This window comes from Kitasatospora sp. NPDC094028 (genome assembly GCF_049543595.1).
Classification (GTDB): Bacteria; Actinomycetota; Actinomycetes; order Streptomycetales; family Streptomycetaceae; genus Kitasatospora.
In genome coordinates this window covers 335,435-349,961 of the sequence record NZ_JBMVFA010000002.1, presented here as the reverse complement: position 1 = coordinate 349,961, position 14,527 = coordinate 335,435, and the positions used below count along the sequence as shown (strand labels likewise).

Below are 14,527 nucleotides of genomic sequence, written 5' to 3'. Positions count from 1 at the left end.
CCCGGCTGACGCTCCGGAGGATTGGATACCCACCAGGTGACGACGCCGGGAGAGTGGTCTTCCTATGATGGGCGAATGACACCCGAGGACCGCTTCCCCGGGCCTGAACACCCCGCCTCAGGCCCCCGCCACCAGCCGGACCTCGATGTGCTGCCGTGGGGCACCTACTACGAGCCGGACCAGGCGCCCGGCCACCCCGCCCCGGGGTACGGAGCCGCGGGCGAGCCGGGCGGGGCCGGCGGACCGGGCACGTACGAGTCGTACGACGCGGAGACCTACAGCGGCTACGGCGGCGCCCGCTACCTCGAACAGCACTGGCCCGACGACGGGCACGGCCACGGCCACACCGTCCACGCCCAGTCGCACACCGTCGCCTTCTCCCAGCAGGGGCACCAGCAGGCGCACCAGCAGGACCCGAACGGCGGCCAGGGCTACGAAGGCGGCTACGAAGGCGGCTACGAGGACGGCTACGAGCCCACCCTCCCCGACCAGCCCTCCCCCGCCCTCCGGTTCGCCGACGAGCAGCCCGAACACCCGGGCCTGACCGAACACCCCGGCCCGGCCGAGCACCCCGGCCCGACCGACCGCGACGACCCGCCGACCATCGAGCTCGGCCCGCCGCTGCAGGACCCGGCCGCGCCCACCTACCCGTACCCGGCCCCCGGCCCCGACGAGCCCCCGGGCCCGGTGTACGTCGTCGGCGACGTCCACGGCTACCTGGAGGAGCTCCGCGCCGAGCTGCGCAACCAGGGCATCATCGACGCGGACGGCCACTGGTCCGCCGGCCGCGCCCGGCTCTGGTTCCTCGGCGACTTCACCGACCGCGGCCCGGACGGCATCGGCGTCATCGACCTCGTCATGCAGCTCGCCGCCGAGGCCGCCGCCGCCGGCGGCTACTGCCGCGCCCTGATGGGCAACCACGAGCTCCTCTTCCTCGGCGCCGCCAAGTACGGCGACGAGCCGGTGCAGTCCACCGCCGGCACCGCCTCCTTCCTCGCCGCCTGGCGGCTCAACGGCGGCCAGCAGAACGACCTCGACCGCCTGGAGGCGCACCACATCAGCTGGCTGTCCCGGCTGCCGGCCATCGCGCTGGAGGACGACCACCTGCTGCTGCACTCCGACACCACCGCGTACCTGGAGTACGGCGAGTCCATCCCGGACGTCAACGACGCCGTGCACACCCTGCTCCTGGACGCCGGCGTCGACGAGTGGTGGGACTGCTTCCGCCGCTTCACCAAGCGCTTCGCCTTCCGCGGCGACGCCGGGCCGATGGCCGTCCACGAGCTCCTCGGCACCTACGGCGGCAGCCGGATCGTGCACGGGCACAGCCCCATCCCGTACCTCACCGGCGCGGTGCACAACGACGACGGGCAGCCGCCGCACATCCCCGGGCCGTACGTGTACGCGGACGACCTGGCCGTCGCCATGGACGGCGGCGTCACCATGGAGGGGCGCCTGCTGATCGCCCGACTTCCCGTCAACTGACGGTCAATTTCGAACAGTTGTTCCCGGCGCCCGGGCCGCCGCACGCGCGCGGCCCGGGGCGCGAAATTCCGGAAACCTACTGTCAGCCCGGCCACGGCCGCCCCTACCATGAGGCACGTCACACCCGGCCCGCCCGTCCAGGGCCCGCCTCCGTGCCCGCACCGGCGCCCCCCGAGGCCCCCGCCTCCCGACGCCGGCCGGGGTCTGCCCGAACGGGGTCCCCATGTCCAACCCCCCGCCACTGCTCGCCGAGGACCGCCCCGACTACGAGCGCCTGCTCGGCGAAGCCCTGCGCGACCGCACCGTCCTCACCGCCCTGCGCGCCCCCGGCGCCCTCACCACCGCCCAGCTGCGCGTCCTCGCCCTGCGCGACGCCGACCGGATAGCCGCCGCGGCCGCCACCGAGTACGCCCACTACACCGCGCTGCGCGACAGCCTGCACAGCACGCCCCCGCCACCCCCCGGCACCGAACCCACCGCCCCCGGCCTGCGCGCCCAGCTGCGCACCGGAGGCGGCGGCGCCGGACTGTTCCCGGTCCTCACCGTGCTCACCCCGATCCTCGCCTGGACCGCCGGCATCGCCCTGCTGCTGATCGGCTACCCGCTGCGCGCCGCCGACTCCACGCTCGCGCTCGGCCGCTCCCTCGCCACCGCCGGCTGGGCCGCCCTCGCCGCGGGCGTCGCCGCCATGGCGGTCGGCGTCACCGGGCTGGTGCTCACCGCCCTGCGCGACGGCGCCACCACCGCCCCGGCCGGCACCGACCGCGAGCTCGTCGCCGAACTCGCCGACGCCCGCCGGGAATGGCGCACCGCGCTGCGCGAGCGCGGCCTGCTGCCGTACCTGCACGCCGCCCTGCCGGCCGTCCCCGGCAGGCCGGCGCCGCACTTCAGCGGCCCCGGGTACGAGTCGCCGTCCTTCAGCGGCCCGGACTTCACCGGGCCCGACGACGTCGGCTGACCCGGTAGGGGCTCACGACGCCGGGCGCACGGCCGCGGCCGCCTCCGCCGCGGCCCGGACGAACTCCCGCACCCGCGCCGTCCCGTTGCCCGGCAGCCAGACCGGGCCGCGCTCGATCGGCGGCGCGTCGTGGATCGGCACGTACGCGACGTCCGGGCGCGGGTAGTAGCGGCGGGAGTGCTCGCCGACCGGAAGCACGCCCCGGCCCAGCGCCACCAGGCTGAGCATCTCCGAGAACGTCCGCCCGGCCGGGCCCTTCGGCACCGGCCGGCCGGACGGCGTGCGGTCCGGCGTGCGGTCGCGCTTGAAGCCGATCGAGGTCACCTCCGGGTACTGCACCACCGGGTGCTCGGCCAGCACCTCCAGCGACACCGACTCCCGCCCGGCCAGCGGATGGGCCGCCGCCACCGCCAGCACCCGCCGCTCGGTGAGCAGCACCGGACCGCGGTCCATCCCGTCGAACGGGTACGAGGCGATCAGCACGTCCACCGTGCCGTCCAGCAGGCTGGCCCGGGAGTCGGTCAGCTGCACCTCGCGCACGTCCACCCGGCAGTCCGGGTGCCGCTCGCCGAACAGCGCCACCGCCCGCAGCAGCACCGGCGCCGTCGACTCGCCGAGGAACGCCACCCGCAGCCCGCCCGACACTCCCCGGCTGGCGTCCACCGCCCGCCGCACCGCCGCCTCCATCGCGGCCACCACCGGCGTCAGGTCCTCCACCAGCCGCGCGCCCACCGCCGTGAGCCGCACCGACCGGCTGGTGCGCTCGAACAGCGGCCCGCCGATCCGGCGCTCCAGCTGCTTCACCACCTGGCTGACCCGCCCGGTGGTCAGGTGCAGCCGCTCGGCCGTCCGGCCGAAGTGCAACTCCTCCGCCAGGGCCAGGAAGACCTCGGTCTCCAGCCGCTCCAGCATCCCGCCGCCCCCTCGATCGTTGAATCCAGCTCAACGATCGTACGGTGATCAGCCGTTGAAGCCCGGCCCGGGACGGAGCATCGTGGAACCCGTCACCACGACGACCCCCTCACCCCGTGGAGCCGGCCACCATGCGCGTCATCGCCCTCGACCACCTCGTCCTCAACGTCGCCGACATCGAGCGGTCCCTGGAGTTCTACACCGGCCTGCTCGGCCTGGAGCCCGTCCGGGTCGACGAGTGGCGGGCCGGCAAGGTGTCCTTCCCCTCCGTCCGGGTCAGCGCCGGGACCATCATCGACCTGTTCCACCGCCCCCGGCACGAGTCCAACGTCGACCACATCTGCCTCACCGTCGAACCCCTCGACTGGCAGGAGGTCGTCGACTCCGGCGTCTTCACCGTCCTCGACGGCCCCGGCCCCCGCTACGGCGCCCGCGGCACCGCCACCTCCCTGTACGTCCGGGACCCGGACGGCAACACCGTCGAACTCCGCTGGTACCCCCAGGACGCGCCGAGCGCCTGAGCGCGACAACTCCGGCAGCCGGTCCGCCGGTTCGGGCGAGCGACCCTCCTCCAGCCAGTACAGGTAGACCCGCAGGTCCCCGGCTGCCGGTAGACGTACTAGGACAGGAACTCGCCCCCGTACAGCACGTGCCGGGGCGCGGACAGCCGGCCGGTCCAGCAGTTGTCGGTCCCGCCGCCGTAGAACGGCCCGGGGACGTTCAGCCAGAGCCGGTCCTCCCACCGGCCGCGGAACGCCTCGCGGTCCTCGCCGAGACCGGCCGTGGGGTCGAAGTAGAGCGTCATGGCCCGAGCCTAGGGCCCGACTTCGGCTCAGAAACCGGTCGGACGGCGGGGCGTGTAGCCGGCCTCCAGGGCCTGCGTCTCGTCGGCGTCGAGGCGAACGGCGACGGCCGCGGCCGCGTCGTCCAGGTGGGCCGGCCGGGTCGCGCCGATGACCGGCGCGGCGACGGCCGGGTTACCGAGCACCCAGGCCAGCGCCACCTGCGCCATCGGCAGGCCGCGCCGGGCAGCGACCCGCTGCACGGCGTCCACGATCGGCCGGTCGACGCCCTCGAAGAAGCGCCGCCCGACCGGGTCGCTCGCCGAGCGCTCGGTGCCCTGCCCGTACGGGCGGGCCAGCCGCCCCGAGGCCAGCGGGCACCACGGCAGACTGCCGACGCCCTGGTCGGCCAGCAGCGGGAACATCTCCCGCTCGTCCTCGCGCTGCACCAGGCTGTACTGGTTCTGCATCGACACGAAGCCCGGCCCGCCGAGCCGCTGCGCGACGTGCTGCAGCTTCGCGAACTGCCACGCCCACATGGACGAGGCGCCGAGGTGACGGACCTTCCCCGCCGCCACCGCCTCCTGCAGGGCCGCCACCGTCTCCTCGACCGGCGTGCCCGGGTCGAACCGGTGGATCTGGTAGAGGTCGATGTGGTCGGTGCCGAGGCGCCGCAGCGAGGCGTCCACCTGGTCGAGCACCGCCCGCCGGGACAGCCCGGAGCCGCCGGGGCCGTCGTGCACCGGGAGGCCGACCTTGGTCGCGAGCACCACGTCCTCGCGCCGGGTGTACCGGCGCACGGCGCGGCCGACGATCTCCTCCGAGGTGCCGCCGCCGTAGACGTTCGCGGTGTCCCACAGGGTGATGCCCAGGTCGACGGCCCTGCGGAACAGCGGCGCCGCGCCCTCCTCGCCCAGGGCCCAGGGGTTGTGCCCGTGCGCCGGGTCGCCGAACCCCATGCAGCCGAGTGCGATCCGGCTGACCGTCACATCCGTGTCACCGAGCTTGATGTACTCCATGGCCGTCACCCTGCGCCCGGCCGACGCCCGCAACCAGGCCGCGCCCGGGCTGGCCCCCGCAGGGCCAGGCTGAGCACCGCCGCGCGCCGTACGCTGCTGCCCATGGGGACACCACTGGGGGACTTCGTCCGGGCCAAGCGCGACAGCATCCAGCCGGAGGCGCTGGGCCTGCCCGACCACGGCCGGCGCCGCTCACCCGGCCTGCGGCGCTCCGACCTCACCGCACGGGCCGGCATCAGCGTCGAGTACCTGACCCGCATCGAGCAGGGCCGCGACCGCAACCCCTCGACACCGATCGTCAACGCGCTCGCCGACGCCCTCAGCCTCGCCCCCGCCGAACGCACCCACCTGCGCTACCTCGCCAAGATCACCGGCGGCGAGTGCGCCGGCCGCACCCGGCCCGCACCCCCGCGCCGCGACGTCCGCCCGACCGTCCTCACCACGCTGCGCCTCCTCGAACCCGGCGTCGCCGCCGTCACCAACCGGCTCGGCGACGTGCTCGCCCGCACCAGCGGCTACGAACTCACCCTCGGCGCCGCCGGCCTGCTCGACACCGACGCCCCGAACCTCACCCGCTACGTCTTCACCGACCCGGCCGCCCGGACGCTCTTCCCCGACTGGGACGACGTCGCCGACGAGCAGGCCTTCGACCTCTGGCTCGGCCCGTCCGTCGAGAACTCCGAGTGGCTCACCACCGAACTCGCCCCCGTCGCCGGCCCCGACTTCACCGCCCGGCTCAACCGCCACACCGTCCCGCGCCGCGACGTCCTGCGCCTCGACCACCCCGCCGGGCAGCAGCTCAGGTTCCATCGCGAGACCATGGAACTCGCCGCCGACGCCCAGCAGTTGACCGTCTACCTGCCGGCCGACGACGCCACCGCCCGGGCCCTCGACCAGCTCCGCCACCCCGGCCCGCAGCGCCTGCGCGCCATCTCCTGACGCCCCCGGCGTCACGCCCTGGGAAGCTCCGTGCGGGCACCGCTCGTCGTGGCCGTACGTCCGCCGGACGGGCCACGGCGGGAACTCCTCGAACGGCGCGCCCGGGGCGTGGGCGTTCCACCGGTCGATCCAGGGCCGGATCAGCTCCGGGCAGCACCAGACCCGGTTCCGGTTCCAGTACCTGCCGACCTCCTTCACCCGGCGCACCGCCGGGCTGTAGAGCCCCTTGATCCGGAAGTTCTCCAGGTGCTGGTCCGGCCCGCCACATTGGCCACCACGCACCACTCCAGCGGCTGACCTGGCGGAACCCCGGAACGCCGGAGCGCCGCCCCGAGGTGGTCGGGACGGCGCTCCGGGGGGTGCGTCAGTCAGAGGTGGATGGAGGCGAAGACCTCGATCTCGCACTTCGCCGCGCCGCTGCGTTCGATCCTCGCGTCGCTGGTGATCAGTGGCACGCCCAGGGCTTCCGCCAGGGCGACGTACTGGGAGTCGTAGGCGCTGAGGTTGGCGTGCAGCTTCCTCACTCGGTCCCAGAAGGGCAGCGTCTCCCGCTTGACGATCGGAAGCATCCGGTACGCGGCGATCGACCTCTCCGCTTCCCTCTCGGTCAGCTTGCCGCCACGCTGCATGCCGAGGAGGGCCGACTGGATCTCGTAGTCGAGGAGGGTGGGAGCGTAGACGTCCCCAGCCTCGGCCACGCGGCTGCGGATGAGCTCCCCGCCCGAACCGTGGGCCGTGAGAACCAGGACGAGGGCGGAGCAGTCAATGACGATCAACGCCCGGCTCGCCCTTCGTCGATGGCAGCAAGAACGTCGGCGGCGCTGACGTCGGCAGTGGTTTCCCGGTTCAGCCTGTCCATCATCTCCGCCATCGTGGGCCTGGAGGCCTCCCTGGCGATCAGGTCCTGCATGAACGCCTGCAGCGACTTGCCGGCCTGTGCCGCGCGGACCTTCAGGGTCTGGATCTGGTCGTCCGGGACGTCCCGGATCGTGAGGGCAGTCATGTCTGCATTCTAGCTCCATCATCTGCAAAATGCAGATAGTGGAGGGCGTCCGGAGCCGGAACGCCGGAGCGCCGCCCCGAGGTGGTCGGGACGGCGCTCCGGGGGGTGCTGCGTCAGTCGGCGAGCGGGAGGTAGACCCGGTTGCCCTGAGCGGCGAACTCCTCGGACTTGGCCTGCATGCCGGCCAGTGCCTCGGCGTCGAAGTCGGTGGTGACGGCGGTGGCGCCGTCGCCGTGCTCGTCGCGGATCTTCTGGGAGATCTTCATCGAGCAGAACTTCAACAAAGGCGACATGGGCTAATCTGCTGGCTGAAGTTCTCAGTGCAACCGAGGGGGCCCACACATGGCAGCGCGCGAAGAGGTCATCAGCAAGCTCAGGGGAGCGCCGGCGGACCTGCCATCGGTCGCCGAGGTGCTGGCCATGCTCGAAGCCAACCCCGGCATGAAGTGCGTGGTCTGCTACGCGCGCATCTCGTTCGACGGCCGCGCCAAGGACGCCCACGGCATCGAGGACCAACACCGCGACCTCACCGACAAGGCGAAGGCGTTCGGGTGGTTGATCGTTTACCGCTACACGGACAACGACAAGAGCGCGAGCAAGGAAGAGGTCGTCCGCGACGACTTCGAGCAGATGCTCACGGATCTGAGCGCGGGGCGCACCCCCGAGGGCTACCCCATCCACGGCGTGATGGCGGTGAACGATGATCGCCTCTACCGTCGGCCAGGCGACTGGGAGCGTTACCTCCGCTCGTTCACCGCAACCGAGGGACGGGTGTACTGGGACTCCAACGGGCACCAGGACCTCTACGCCGAAGGCTTCGAGATCAAGGGTCTACTCGGTGTCGCCATGTCGCTCGCCGAGACAAGGAAGAAGCAGCGGCGAGCGCGAGCCAGCCACCGCAGCCGCGCCCTGCGCGGTCAGTCGGTCTCCGCTTGGCGGCCGTTCGGATGGGATGAGGACAGGATCTCCCTCCGGCAGGAGGAGGCAGACGCCATCCACAAGGCCGTTACCGATGTGATCGCCGGGGCGTCCATCTCGGAGATCACCAGGCGGTGGAAGGACGCCGGATACCTCACGGCGCGGGGCAACCTGTTCCAGTACCAGAGCGTCAAGCAGGTACTCATGAACGCGCGGCTCTGCGGATACCGCGAGGTCGGCGAAGAACTGGTCCGCGATGGTGACGATCAACCCATCGTCGGCGAGTGGGAGGCCATCATCACGCCGAAGGAATGGTTCGGCGTTGTGGCCGCCATTCGGACTCGCGGGGGGACGGGCCAGCCCAAGGGCAAGCTCGTTCACAAGTACCTGCTGACCGGCATCCTCCGCTGCGGCAACACACTGGAGGACGGCACGAAGTGCAACGCCAAGATGAAGGGCGAGAAGGCCAACCAGTGGGTGAAGTACGAGCACGGATACAGCTGTAAGAAGACCGTGGACGGCGGCTGCAACGGCATCTGGAAGCGCGGTGACGAGACGGACAAGCACATCACGCGGCTCGTCCTGGCCAAGCTGAAGGCGGACGCCGCAGCAGCGGTCAAGGAGGTCCCGGACTGGGATCGGGAAGAAGAACTGCAAGGCGCACTGCGGCGCAGGGCCACGCTCGAACAGCGTTGGAACGCGGGCGAGATCGACGACGAGCAGTTCTTCCGGAACCTGCCAGCGGTCGAGAAGACCATCAAGGAACTCCGGGCCGACCAGGCGAAGAACCTAGCGGCGAAGGCCGCCGCCGAGGAGGCGACGGCCGACGTCGAGAAGGAGTGGAAGTCAAGGACGCTGACGCAGAAGCGGGAGCTGATCAAGAAGGCTCTGCATGCGGTCATCGCCGTGCCGGGTGGCATGGGGAACAAGCCGTTCGACGTGAACCAGCTCATCCCTGTGTGGAAGACCGCCGGGTCAGCTGCACTCCAAGAATGAGGCCCATCTCCCGAAGCTGGTCATCCGAGAAGCGCGGGGCCGTGGCCAAGTGCTTCTCGATCCAGCGCTCAACGGCCTCGTCGTCGCAGAGGCGGGACGCCGAGCGGCGGTCAGTCATCGTGGTCACTGCAAGTCCCCTTCTCGCTTGAGGCGCTGTGCGGTGGCGCGGTTGTGGCGGACGGTTTGGGCGAGGAGTTCTTCGCCGGGGGTGTAGCCGGTGGCGAGGTATCGCCAGTCGGAGACGACGAGGGTGGTGTCGGGGTCGAGGGGCGGGTGTCCGGCGCGGATGCGGGCCTGTTCGCTCTGCCAGGTGCGGCGCACTCCCCGGAGGGTGCCGAGGGTGGTTGAGTAGCGGCGGGACTTGGTGGAGAAGTGGCCCCGAAAGCCGAGCATGTGGGCCCACTTGGTGAGCTTGAGGTCGGCGAAGTCGGTGACGCGACGGCCGAGGTCCCAGCAGGTGCGGATCATCTGGCGGACGTGTGCGGCCACCTTGAGGTCCGCGATGGGTTCCGCCAGGCCGGTGCCCTCACACGAGCGGCATTCCGTGTCACCGTTGTCGGTGGGGGTGCGTCCGCGTCCCTTGCACGGGGTGCAGTAGAGGGGGCGGTCGATGGTGCCGGTGCCCTCCGCGGATTTGGTGGCGTACTTGGCGACGTAGCCAGCCACGGCGGCGTCCGTGAGCGGGGTGTCGTCGCGGTCGGCGGCGTCGGGTCGGCGGATCACGCGGACGTCGAGCTGTTCGCCCCAGCGCAGGACGCGTTCACCGATGGAGTCTCCGGTCACCGTGATGGCCACCTTGGCGGCTGCGATGCGGACGGCGTCGGTGAGGAGGTCGGTGGTGGCCCAGGCGGGCGGGGTGGAGGTGGAGCCTTCGGGGCCGTCGAGGCGGACGATGGCGTGGAAGTGGACCAGGCCGCGCTTTTGGAATTCGGCGACCTTGGCGAAGGAGACGCGGCACTCGTCGCGCAGTTCGGTGAGGGTGAGTCCGGCGGCGTGGGCGACTTCGCGGCGCAGGTAGGTGGTGAAGCGGGCCCAGAGGGCTCCGGCGTGGGCGTTGAAGAGGACGGCTCCGGCGTAGTCGTAGGTGGTGGGGTCGGTGGGGGTGCCGAGGATCGGGGCGTCGGCGGGGTGGAGGGTGCCGCAGCGGCAGGGGAAGGGCTTGCCGGTGCGGGTGGTGGGGCGATTGTGGACGGGGCCGAAGCTGGGGGCGGTGAGGGTGACGAAGACGCGCGGGTGGGTGCGGACGGCGTCGGGGGTGCCCTTGCCTCCGGCGAGGCCCGCGCGGATGAGCTGGTAGGTGTCGGCGGCGTAGACGCGAGAGCAGGAGGGGCAGCGGGTTGCGCGGCGGTTGCCGCAGGCGATGAGGGTGCGGCCGAGCGGTTCGGCGGTGCTGGAGTAGTGCCGCAGGAGTTCGCCGGTGGCCTTGTCGAACGTGGAGGTGCTGCCGGTGAGCTGGATGGGGCGGGCGCAGCCGGCCAGGCGCTCGACGGTGGCCTCGATGCGGTCGAAGTCGTCGCGGTTGGCGAGGTGGACCAGGTCCCGGGCGGCCAGTGAGGCGACCGCGCGCAGGTCGAGGAGATCGGGGTGGAGATCGGTCACGGCTCTGTCCTTCCGGGCAGTCGAGAGGGGTTTGGGGCATGGGGGTGCCGTCGCGCCGACCACGAGGGGTGTGGTGCTCGCGGTCGGCGCGAGGCGAGGGGGGTGGGGCGATCAGGCGGGGACGGCGGCCAGGTGGGCGTGGACGGCGTCGGCCAAGCGGGGCGGGACGCCGAGGCGCGCGCGCAGTTCGCCAGGGGTGATCACGTCGCCAGTGCGAGCGCGGTGGTCGTCGGCGATGCGGCGGGCGGCTCCGAGGAGCGGAGCCGGTACATCCGGCAGGACCGGGGACGCGGGGGCCTGGGGCTCAGCGGCCGGGGCGGGCGCCGCGATGGGCTCGGGCTGGGCATCCGGATCGGGTTCGGGCTCCGCCAGGGGTTCAGCGGGCGGGGTCGGCGGGGCTTGCGGGGCCGTATCCGCAGCGGGCGCAGTGGGTTCGGGTGCCGGGGTGGGCTGGTCGGCCGGTGGGGTCGGCAGGGCAGGAGTCGGGGCCAGGGGGTCGATGGTGTCAGGCGCAAGTTCCTTTCTGGGGTTGGGTGTTGGGGTGGCGAGGTGGCGCAGGAGGTCGGGGCCGACCGCTCCCCAGCCGAGGAGGAGGGCGGGGGCGACGGTGTCGAGGCAGGCGCGTCCGTAGTGGCCGGCGATGACGGGTTCGGCGGTGTTGAGGGCGAGGGTGAGAGCGCCGCACAGGTGCATCAGCCGGGTGGCGGAGCGGAGTTGGTCCGGCTCGGTGCCGGTCAGGACGAGGTGGTGGAGGGCGACGAGGAGGCCGACGACGGACAGGTCGACCATGGGGGCGATCAGGGGCGCGATCGGGTGGGGGACGCCCAGGCGCAGGGCGAGGGCCCAGACGTTGCCGAAGGAGAAGACGAAGGCGAGGGAGGCGATGACCGCCATCACGATCGTGACCGTGACGCGGGTGAACGTTCCCGCACGGGTGGTGCCGGGTGCGGCGGGGGTGGTGGCGGTCATCGCCAACTCTCCTTTCTGGTCTATCGGTTGGGAGGGTCATGGTCAGGCGATGGTGTCGAGGTCGGTGTCCTTGAGCAGGTTCGGCCCAGTCTGGAGGGCCAGCAGCTCGAACGGGTCGGCCGTCAGGTGCGCGGAGCCTTCGGCGACGCGGGCGACGTGCTCGGGTTCGACGTAGGGGATGCGGATGCGGGTGTAGCCTTCCTGGCCCTGGCGGACCATGGACGCGACGCCGACGAAGCCGGGGTCCTGCATCGATACCGGGTTGGCCTCCGGCCAGTTGCGGATGTCCTCGCCGAGAGCGGCCACCGCAGCGTCGGTGGTCTTCTGGGCGAACGACAGCGAGACCGGGCACACGTCGCGGATGAACGTGGGGATGGCGTCGCCGGTGGCCTTCTGCGTGGCCAGGACGACCACGATGCCCACCGAGCGGCCCTTCTTGACCAGGTCTTCGACCAGGCGGGCGTTGTCCTGAGCCAGGGCGGCGAGGCGCTTGGTGGCGGGGTCGGAGCCCTTGTAGTCGCGGAAGTAGGTGTGCGCTTCGTCGATCACCAGGACGACCAGCGGCCACGCCGTGCTGGGGCCCTTGGACCACATGTTGGTGGTGCCCAGCACGCGCCGGATCGAGGAGGAGCGTGCGCGCCGCAGCTTCACCAGGCGGTCGAAGAGCTTGTTCGCGGCTTCCAGGTCGTCACCGACGAAGGCGAACAGGCGGTTCACGACGTCGGCGTAGTCGCCTTCGTGGGCTTCGGACACCTTGCCGTCCGCCACGGCGAACTGGACTGCGCCGGAGGGGGCGAGGCGGGAGATGAGGCCGTTGATCAGGCTGGTCTTGCCGTAGCCGGGAAGGCCGGCGACGCACACGCCGGGCACGTTGGACATGCGCAGGACCGAGGCGAGGGCGTACTCGTCGATGCCCAGGTCCCACACGGACAGGTCGGCCGGGGGCTTGCCGTCAGGGGTGTAGGCGTAGGGCTCGAAGAGGGGTTCGCGGCGTACGGCGCGGATGCGCAGCTTGCCGGGGCCGTCCGGGTTGACGGAGACGCGGGTGCATTCCCAGGCGTCGGCGAGGTGGTCGGCGCGCTTTTGGAACTCCTCCAGGCCGATCTTGGGAACCGTCTTCACGGTGACCGTGACGCCGTACGGGTCGGTCTTGGTGTGGAGCTTGGGGGTGAGGGTGCGGGGTTCGGGCTTCTTGTCCCCGGTGGTGGCGAGGGACTGGAGGAAGGTGGGGGTGCGGTCGGTGGTGACCAGGCCGAGGTTGCGGGCCAGGCGCGGCCAGGTGCGGCGGATGCGGGCGGCCTGGCGGATCGAGCGGCGCGTCTCGGTGTCGGCGGACAGGTAGCGCACGCCGATCACGATCAGCCAGGCGAGCAGGGCGAGCACGGCGGCACCGACGACGTAGGGCAGCCACGACGGCACGGAGCCGATCGGGCCCAGGACACCCGGGGTGGCCGGGTGCGGGGCGGTCGGGGGCGGGGAGGCGTTCATCAGGCGGGGTCCTTGAGGTGGTAGAGGAAGCGGAAGAGGGCCTGTTGCAGGTTCACCAGGTCCTTGCCGGAGGTGATCGGCGGGTAGCCGTGTTCGGCGAGGACGGCCGCGAGGTCAAGGACCAGGCCGAAGGTGAACCGGGGGTCAGCGTCCGGAGCCGGGAGCGGGTAGGCCGCCGGGGAGGGGGCCGGGGCCGGGCCCGCAGACGGGGAGTCCACGGGCCCGACGATCCGGTCGGGGCCGATGCCGGTCACGAGGCGACGGGCTCGGCGGTCTTGGCAGCCGACTTCGACGCCGGGGCCGCCGGGGTGGCAGCCACCAGGGCCTCAGCCCGGTAGGCCACGCCGTGGCTCACCTGACCGTTGAAAAGGTTCGCCCACGGGGTGGCGATCAGGCCGACCGGCCGGACCATGCTGCCCGGAGTCAGCGCGAGGAGCGCCTCGCTCTCCGGAACGGTGACCTTGATCAGCTGAGCCGTGCCCTCGTAGGTCTCCAGGAGCTGGACCGTGTAGAGGGTCGCGCCGCTCTCGCGGTCGGTGGCGACCTGACCCGTGGCGGCGTCGGCCATCTTCACCGCCGCAGGGGTGGCGAGCAGGTGGGAGGTGCCGGTCAGGTCGGGGCGGATGGTGATACGAGCCATGAAGGACTCCAGGGGTGGGAGGTGGAGGGACCGGAGGACGCCGGCCCCGCTAGACCGCTAAGCGGTGCTAGGTCATTTGTAGCACTAGTAGGACTGTCACTGTCAAGCAGAGTTAGCAGTGTGGCCCTTTGGAAGTGCCGATCGAAGGGAAATTTCGGATGCGACAGGGCTTGGGTGTGCTAGCGGGGTCTACCCTTGGGGGCATGAGCCGCAGAAACGACGAGGAGCGGGCGCCGTACCAGAAGGCGGCCGACGCCATGCGCCACGACATTGCCGAGGGGCGGTTGAAGGCCGGCGACAAGCTGCCCGCCCTCTCGGAGATCGAGAAGCGGTTCGGCATCGCCAACATGACCGCCCGCAGCGCGGTGCGGGTCCTACGCGAAGAAGGACTCGTCTACGCCGTGCAGGGCGTCGGCACCTTCGTACGCGCCATGCCCGAGCCGGAGCCCGCCGCCGAGCAGGCCGAGGTGGCCGGCGGAACCGTCGAGGTGTCCGCCGCCGACCTCGCCAAGATCATGGATCTCGTCACCGGGTTCGAAGTCCAGTTGAAGCAGCTCCAGGAACAGCAGGAGCAGTTCCGTCAGCAGCTTGCGCGATACGAGCAAAACGCTCGTTGAGCTGGGCCATCTCCTCGTTCAGGTCGGCAAGCTGACCGCCGACCCGCGCCAGCGTTTCGAGCAGCCTCCCGATTTCGCTGTTCATCAGATTCCTTTCCCCCGCACGTCGTTCGCTTTTGATGGCCCCACTCAACCCGGCAGAACTCACCGGTTTTCTCACCGCGCACCCCGACCGCGCATAACAGTTGCGCATCGAGCACCG

At 71.7% G+C, this 14,527-nt stretch carries 17 protein-coding genes; 6 read left to right on the top strand and 11 right to left on the bottom strand.

Annotation, left to right across the window (positions count from 1 at the left end):
- Window positions 1-75 precede the first annotated feature (75 nt).
- Window positions 76-1,485: a metallophosphoesterase gene (locus tag ACPC54_RS04615; protein WP_498961127.1), complete on the top strand. Its 1,410-nt coding sequence runs from the start codon at window positions 76-78 to the stop codon at window positions 1,483-1,485.
- 223 nt (window positions 1,486-1,708) lie between these two features.
- Window positions 1,709-2,443, top strand: coding sequence for a hypothetical protein (locus tag ACPC54_RS04610; RefSeq protein ID WP_498961125.1), 735 nt, complete (start codon window positions 1,709-1,711; stop codon window positions 2,441-2,443).
- A gap of 12 nt (window positions 2,444-2,455) precedes the next feature.
- On the opposite strand, the gene ACPC54_RS04605 is transcribed toward ACPC54_RS04610, so the two are convergent.
- A complete protein-coding gene (locus tag ACPC54_RS04605; RefSeq protein ID WP_498961123.1) occupies window positions 2,456-3,355 on the bottom strand; it encodes a LysR family transcriptional regulator in 900 nt (299 codons plus the stop codon).
- Between the two features lie 131 nt (window positions 3,356-3,486).
- On the opposite strand from ACPC54_RS04605, the gene ACPC54_RS04600 reads away from it, so the two are divergent.
- Entirely contained in the window at window positions 3,487-3,876 is a 390-nt protein-coding gene (locus tag ACPC54_RS04600; protein WP_498961121.1) for a VOC family protein, read from the top strand.
- 98 nt (window positions 3,877-3,974) lie between these two features.
- Here the strand turns inward: ACPC54_RS04600 and ACPC54_RS04595 are convergent, their stop codons facing one another.
- Together ACPC54_RS04595 and ACPC54_RS04590 are read right to left on the bottom strand one after the other, a co-directional pair.
- Window positions 3,975-4,160, bottom strand: a complete 186-nt coding sequence (locus tag ACPC54_RS04595; RefSeq protein WP_498961119.1) for a hypothetical protein — start codon at window positions 4,158-4,160, stop codon at window positions 3,975-3,977.
- 27 nt (window positions 4,161-4,187) lie between these two features.
- On the bottom strand, window positions 4,188-5,156 hold the full coding sequence (locus tag ACPC54_RS04590; RefSeq protein ID WP_498961117.1) for an aldo/keto reductase: 969 nt from the start codon (window positions 5,154-5,156) through the stop codon (window positions 4,188-4,190).
- A 102-nt stretch (window positions 5,157-5,258) separates the two neighbouring features.
- Here ACPC54_RS04590 and ACPC54_RS04585 point away from each other — a divergent pair, with 102 nt between their 5' ends.
- Complete coding sequence (locus ACPC54_RS04585) at window positions 5,259-6,095, top strand: helix-turn-helix domain-containing protein (protein ID WP_498961115.1); 837 nt, start codon at window positions 5,259-5,261, stop codon at window positions 6,093-6,095.
- A 368-nt stretch (window positions 6,096-6,463) separates the two neighbouring features.
- On the opposite strand, the gene ACPC54_RS04580 is transcribed toward ACPC54_RS04585, so the two are convergent.
- From ACPC54_RS04580 to ACPC54_RS04570, 3 genes are all read right to left on the bottom strand, one after another.
- On the bottom strand, window positions 6,464-6,871 hold the full coding sequence (locus ACPC54_RS04580) for a type II toxin-antitoxin system VapC family toxin (protein WP_498961112.1): 408 nt from the start codon (window positions 6,869-6,871) through the stop codon (window positions 6,464-6,466).
- A complete protein-coding gene (locus ACPC54_RS04575) occupies window positions 6,868-7,098 on the bottom strand; it encodes a FitA-like ribbon-helix-helix domain-containing protein (RefSeq protein WP_498961110.1) in 231 nt (76 codons plus the stop codon). The genes ACPC54_RS04580 and ACPC54_RS04575 overlap by 4 nt, the downstream gene beginning before the upstream one ends.
- Before the next feature lie 113 nt (window positions 7,099-7,211).
- Window positions 7,212-7,391 carry a thiamine biosynthesis protein ThiC gene (locus tag ACPC54_RS04570; protein WP_498961108.1) on the bottom strand — a complete coding sequence of 60 codons (180 nt, stop codon included), beginning with the start codon at window positions 7,389-7,391 and terminating at the stop codon, window positions 7,212-7,214.
- Between the two features lie 49 nt (window positions 7,392-7,440).
- On the opposite strand from ACPC54_RS04570, the gene ACPC54_RS04565 reads away from it, so the two are divergent.
- Window positions 7,441-9,012, top strand: a complete 1,572-nt coding sequence (locus tag ACPC54_RS04565; RefSeq protein WP_498961107.1) for a recombinase family protein — start codon at window positions 7,441-7,443, stop codon at window positions 9,010-9,012.
- Window positions 9,013-9,135: 123 nt separating this feature from the next.
- Here ACPC54_RS04565 and ACPC54_RS04560 read toward each other — a convergent pair whose 3' ends face one another.
- The 5 genes from ACPC54_RS04560 to ACPC54_RS04540 form a co-directional block, all read right to left on the bottom strand.
- Complete coding sequence (locus ACPC54_RS04560) at window positions 9,136-10,611, bottom strand: replication initiator (RefSeq protein ID WP_498961105.1); 1,476 nt, start codon at window positions 10,609-10,611, stop codon at window positions 9,136-9,138.
- A 111-nt stretch (window positions 10,612-10,722) separates the two neighbouring features.
- Window positions 10,723-11,580, bottom strand: a complete 858-nt coding sequence (locus ACPC54_RS04555; RefSeq protein WP_498961103.1) for a DUF2637 domain-containing protein — start codon at window positions 11,578-11,580, stop codon at window positions 10,723-10,725.
- A 42-nt stretch (window positions 11,581-11,622) separates the two neighbouring features.
- On the bottom strand, window positions 11,623-13,068 hold the full coding sequence (locus ACPC54_RS04550) for an FtsK/SpoIIIE domain-containing protein (protein WP_498961101.1): 1,446 nt from the start codon (window positions 13,066-13,068) through the stop codon (window positions 11,623-11,625).
- Window positions 13,068-13,286, bottom strand: a complete 219-nt coding sequence (locus tag ACPC54_RS04545) for a hypothetical protein (protein WP_498961099.1) — start codon at window positions 13,284-13,286, stop codon at window positions 13,068-13,070. Before ACPC54_RS04545 ends, ACPC54_RS04550 begins: the two co-directional genes overlap by 1 nt.
- A 32-nt stretch (window positions 13,287-13,318) precedes the next feature.
- Window positions 13,319-13,708 (bottom strand): SCO3933 family regulatory protein, encoded by a 390-nt coding sequence (locus tag ACPC54_RS04540; RefSeq protein WP_498961097.1) that lies wholly within the window; start codon window positions 13,706-13,708, stop codon window positions 13,319-13,321.
- Window positions 13,709-13,911: 203 nt separating this feature from the next.
- Here ACPC54_RS04540 and ACPC54_RS04535 point away from each other — a divergent pair, with 203 nt between their 5' ends.
- Window positions 13,912-14,325, top strand: a complete 414-nt coding sequence (locus tag ACPC54_RS04535; protein WP_498961095.1) for a GntR family transcriptional regulator — start codon at window positions 13,912-13,914, stop codon at window positions 14,323-14,325.
- The last annotated feature ends 202 nt before the right edge of the window (window positions 14,326-14,527 follow it).

What these genes read in the sequence shown, in the direction of transcription:
- ACPC54_RS04615 (WP_498961127.1), top strand. Translation starts at nt 76, where the DNA reads ATGACACCCGAGGACCGCTTCCCCGGGCCTGAACACCCCGCCTCAGGC.
- ACPC54_RS04610 (WP_498961125.1), top strand. Translation starts at nt 1,709, where the DNA reads ATGTCCAACCCCCCGCCACTGCTCGCCGAGGACCGCCCCGACTACGAG.
- ACPC54_RS04605 (WP_498961123.1), bottom strand. Translation starts at nt 3,355, where the DNA reads ATGCTGGAGCGGCTGGAGACCGAGGTCTTCCTGGCCCTGGCGGAGGAG.
- ACPC54_RS04600 (WP_498961121.1), top strand. Translation starts at nt 3,487, where the DNA reads ATGCGCGTCATCGCCCTCGACCACCTCGTCCTCAACGTCGCCGACATC.
- ACPC54_RS04595 (WP_498961119.1), bottom strand. Translation starts at nt 4,160, where the DNA reads ATGACGCTCTACTTCGACCCCACGGCCGGTCTCGGCGAGGACCGCGAG.
- ACPC54_RS04590 (WP_498961117.1), bottom strand. Translation starts at nt 5,156, where the DNA reads ATGGAGTACATCAAGCTCGGTGACACGGATGTGACGGTCAGCCGGATC.
- ACPC54_RS04585 (WP_498961115.1), top strand. Translation starts at nt 5,259, where the DNA reads ATGGGGACACCACTGGGGGACTTCGTCCGGGCCAAGCGCGACAGCATC.
- ACPC54_RS04575 (WP_498961110.1), bottom strand. Translation starts at nt 7,098, where the DNA reads ATGACTGCCCTCACGATCCGGGACGTCCCGGACGACCAGATCCAGACC.
- ACPC54_RS04570 (WP_498961108.1), bottom strand. Translation starts at nt 7,391, where the DNA reads ATGTCGCCTTTGTTGAAGTTCTGCTCGATGAAGATCTCCCAGAAGATC.
- ACPC54_RS04565 (WP_498961107.1), top strand. Translation starts at nt 7,441, where the DNA reads ATGGCAGCGCGCGAAGAGGTCATCAGCAAGCTCAGGGGAGCGCCGGCG.
- ACPC54_RS04555 (WP_498961103.1), bottom strand. Translation starts at nt 11,580, where the DNA reads ATGACCGCCACCACCCCCGCCGCACCCGGCACCACCCGTGCGGGAACG.
- ACPC54_RS04550 (WP_498961101.1), bottom strand. Translation starts at nt 13,068, where the DNA reads ATGAACGCCTCCCCGCCCCCGACCGCCCCGCACCCGGCCACCCCGGGT.
- ACPC54_RS04540 (WP_498961097.1), bottom strand. Translation starts at nt 13,708, where the DNA reads ATGGCTCGTATCACCATCCGCCCCGACCTGACCGGCACCTCCCACCTG.
- ACPC54_RS04535 (WP_498961095.1), top strand. Translation starts at nt 13,912, where the DNA reads ATGAGCCGCAGAAACGACGAGGAGCGGGCGCCGTACCAGAAGGCGGCC.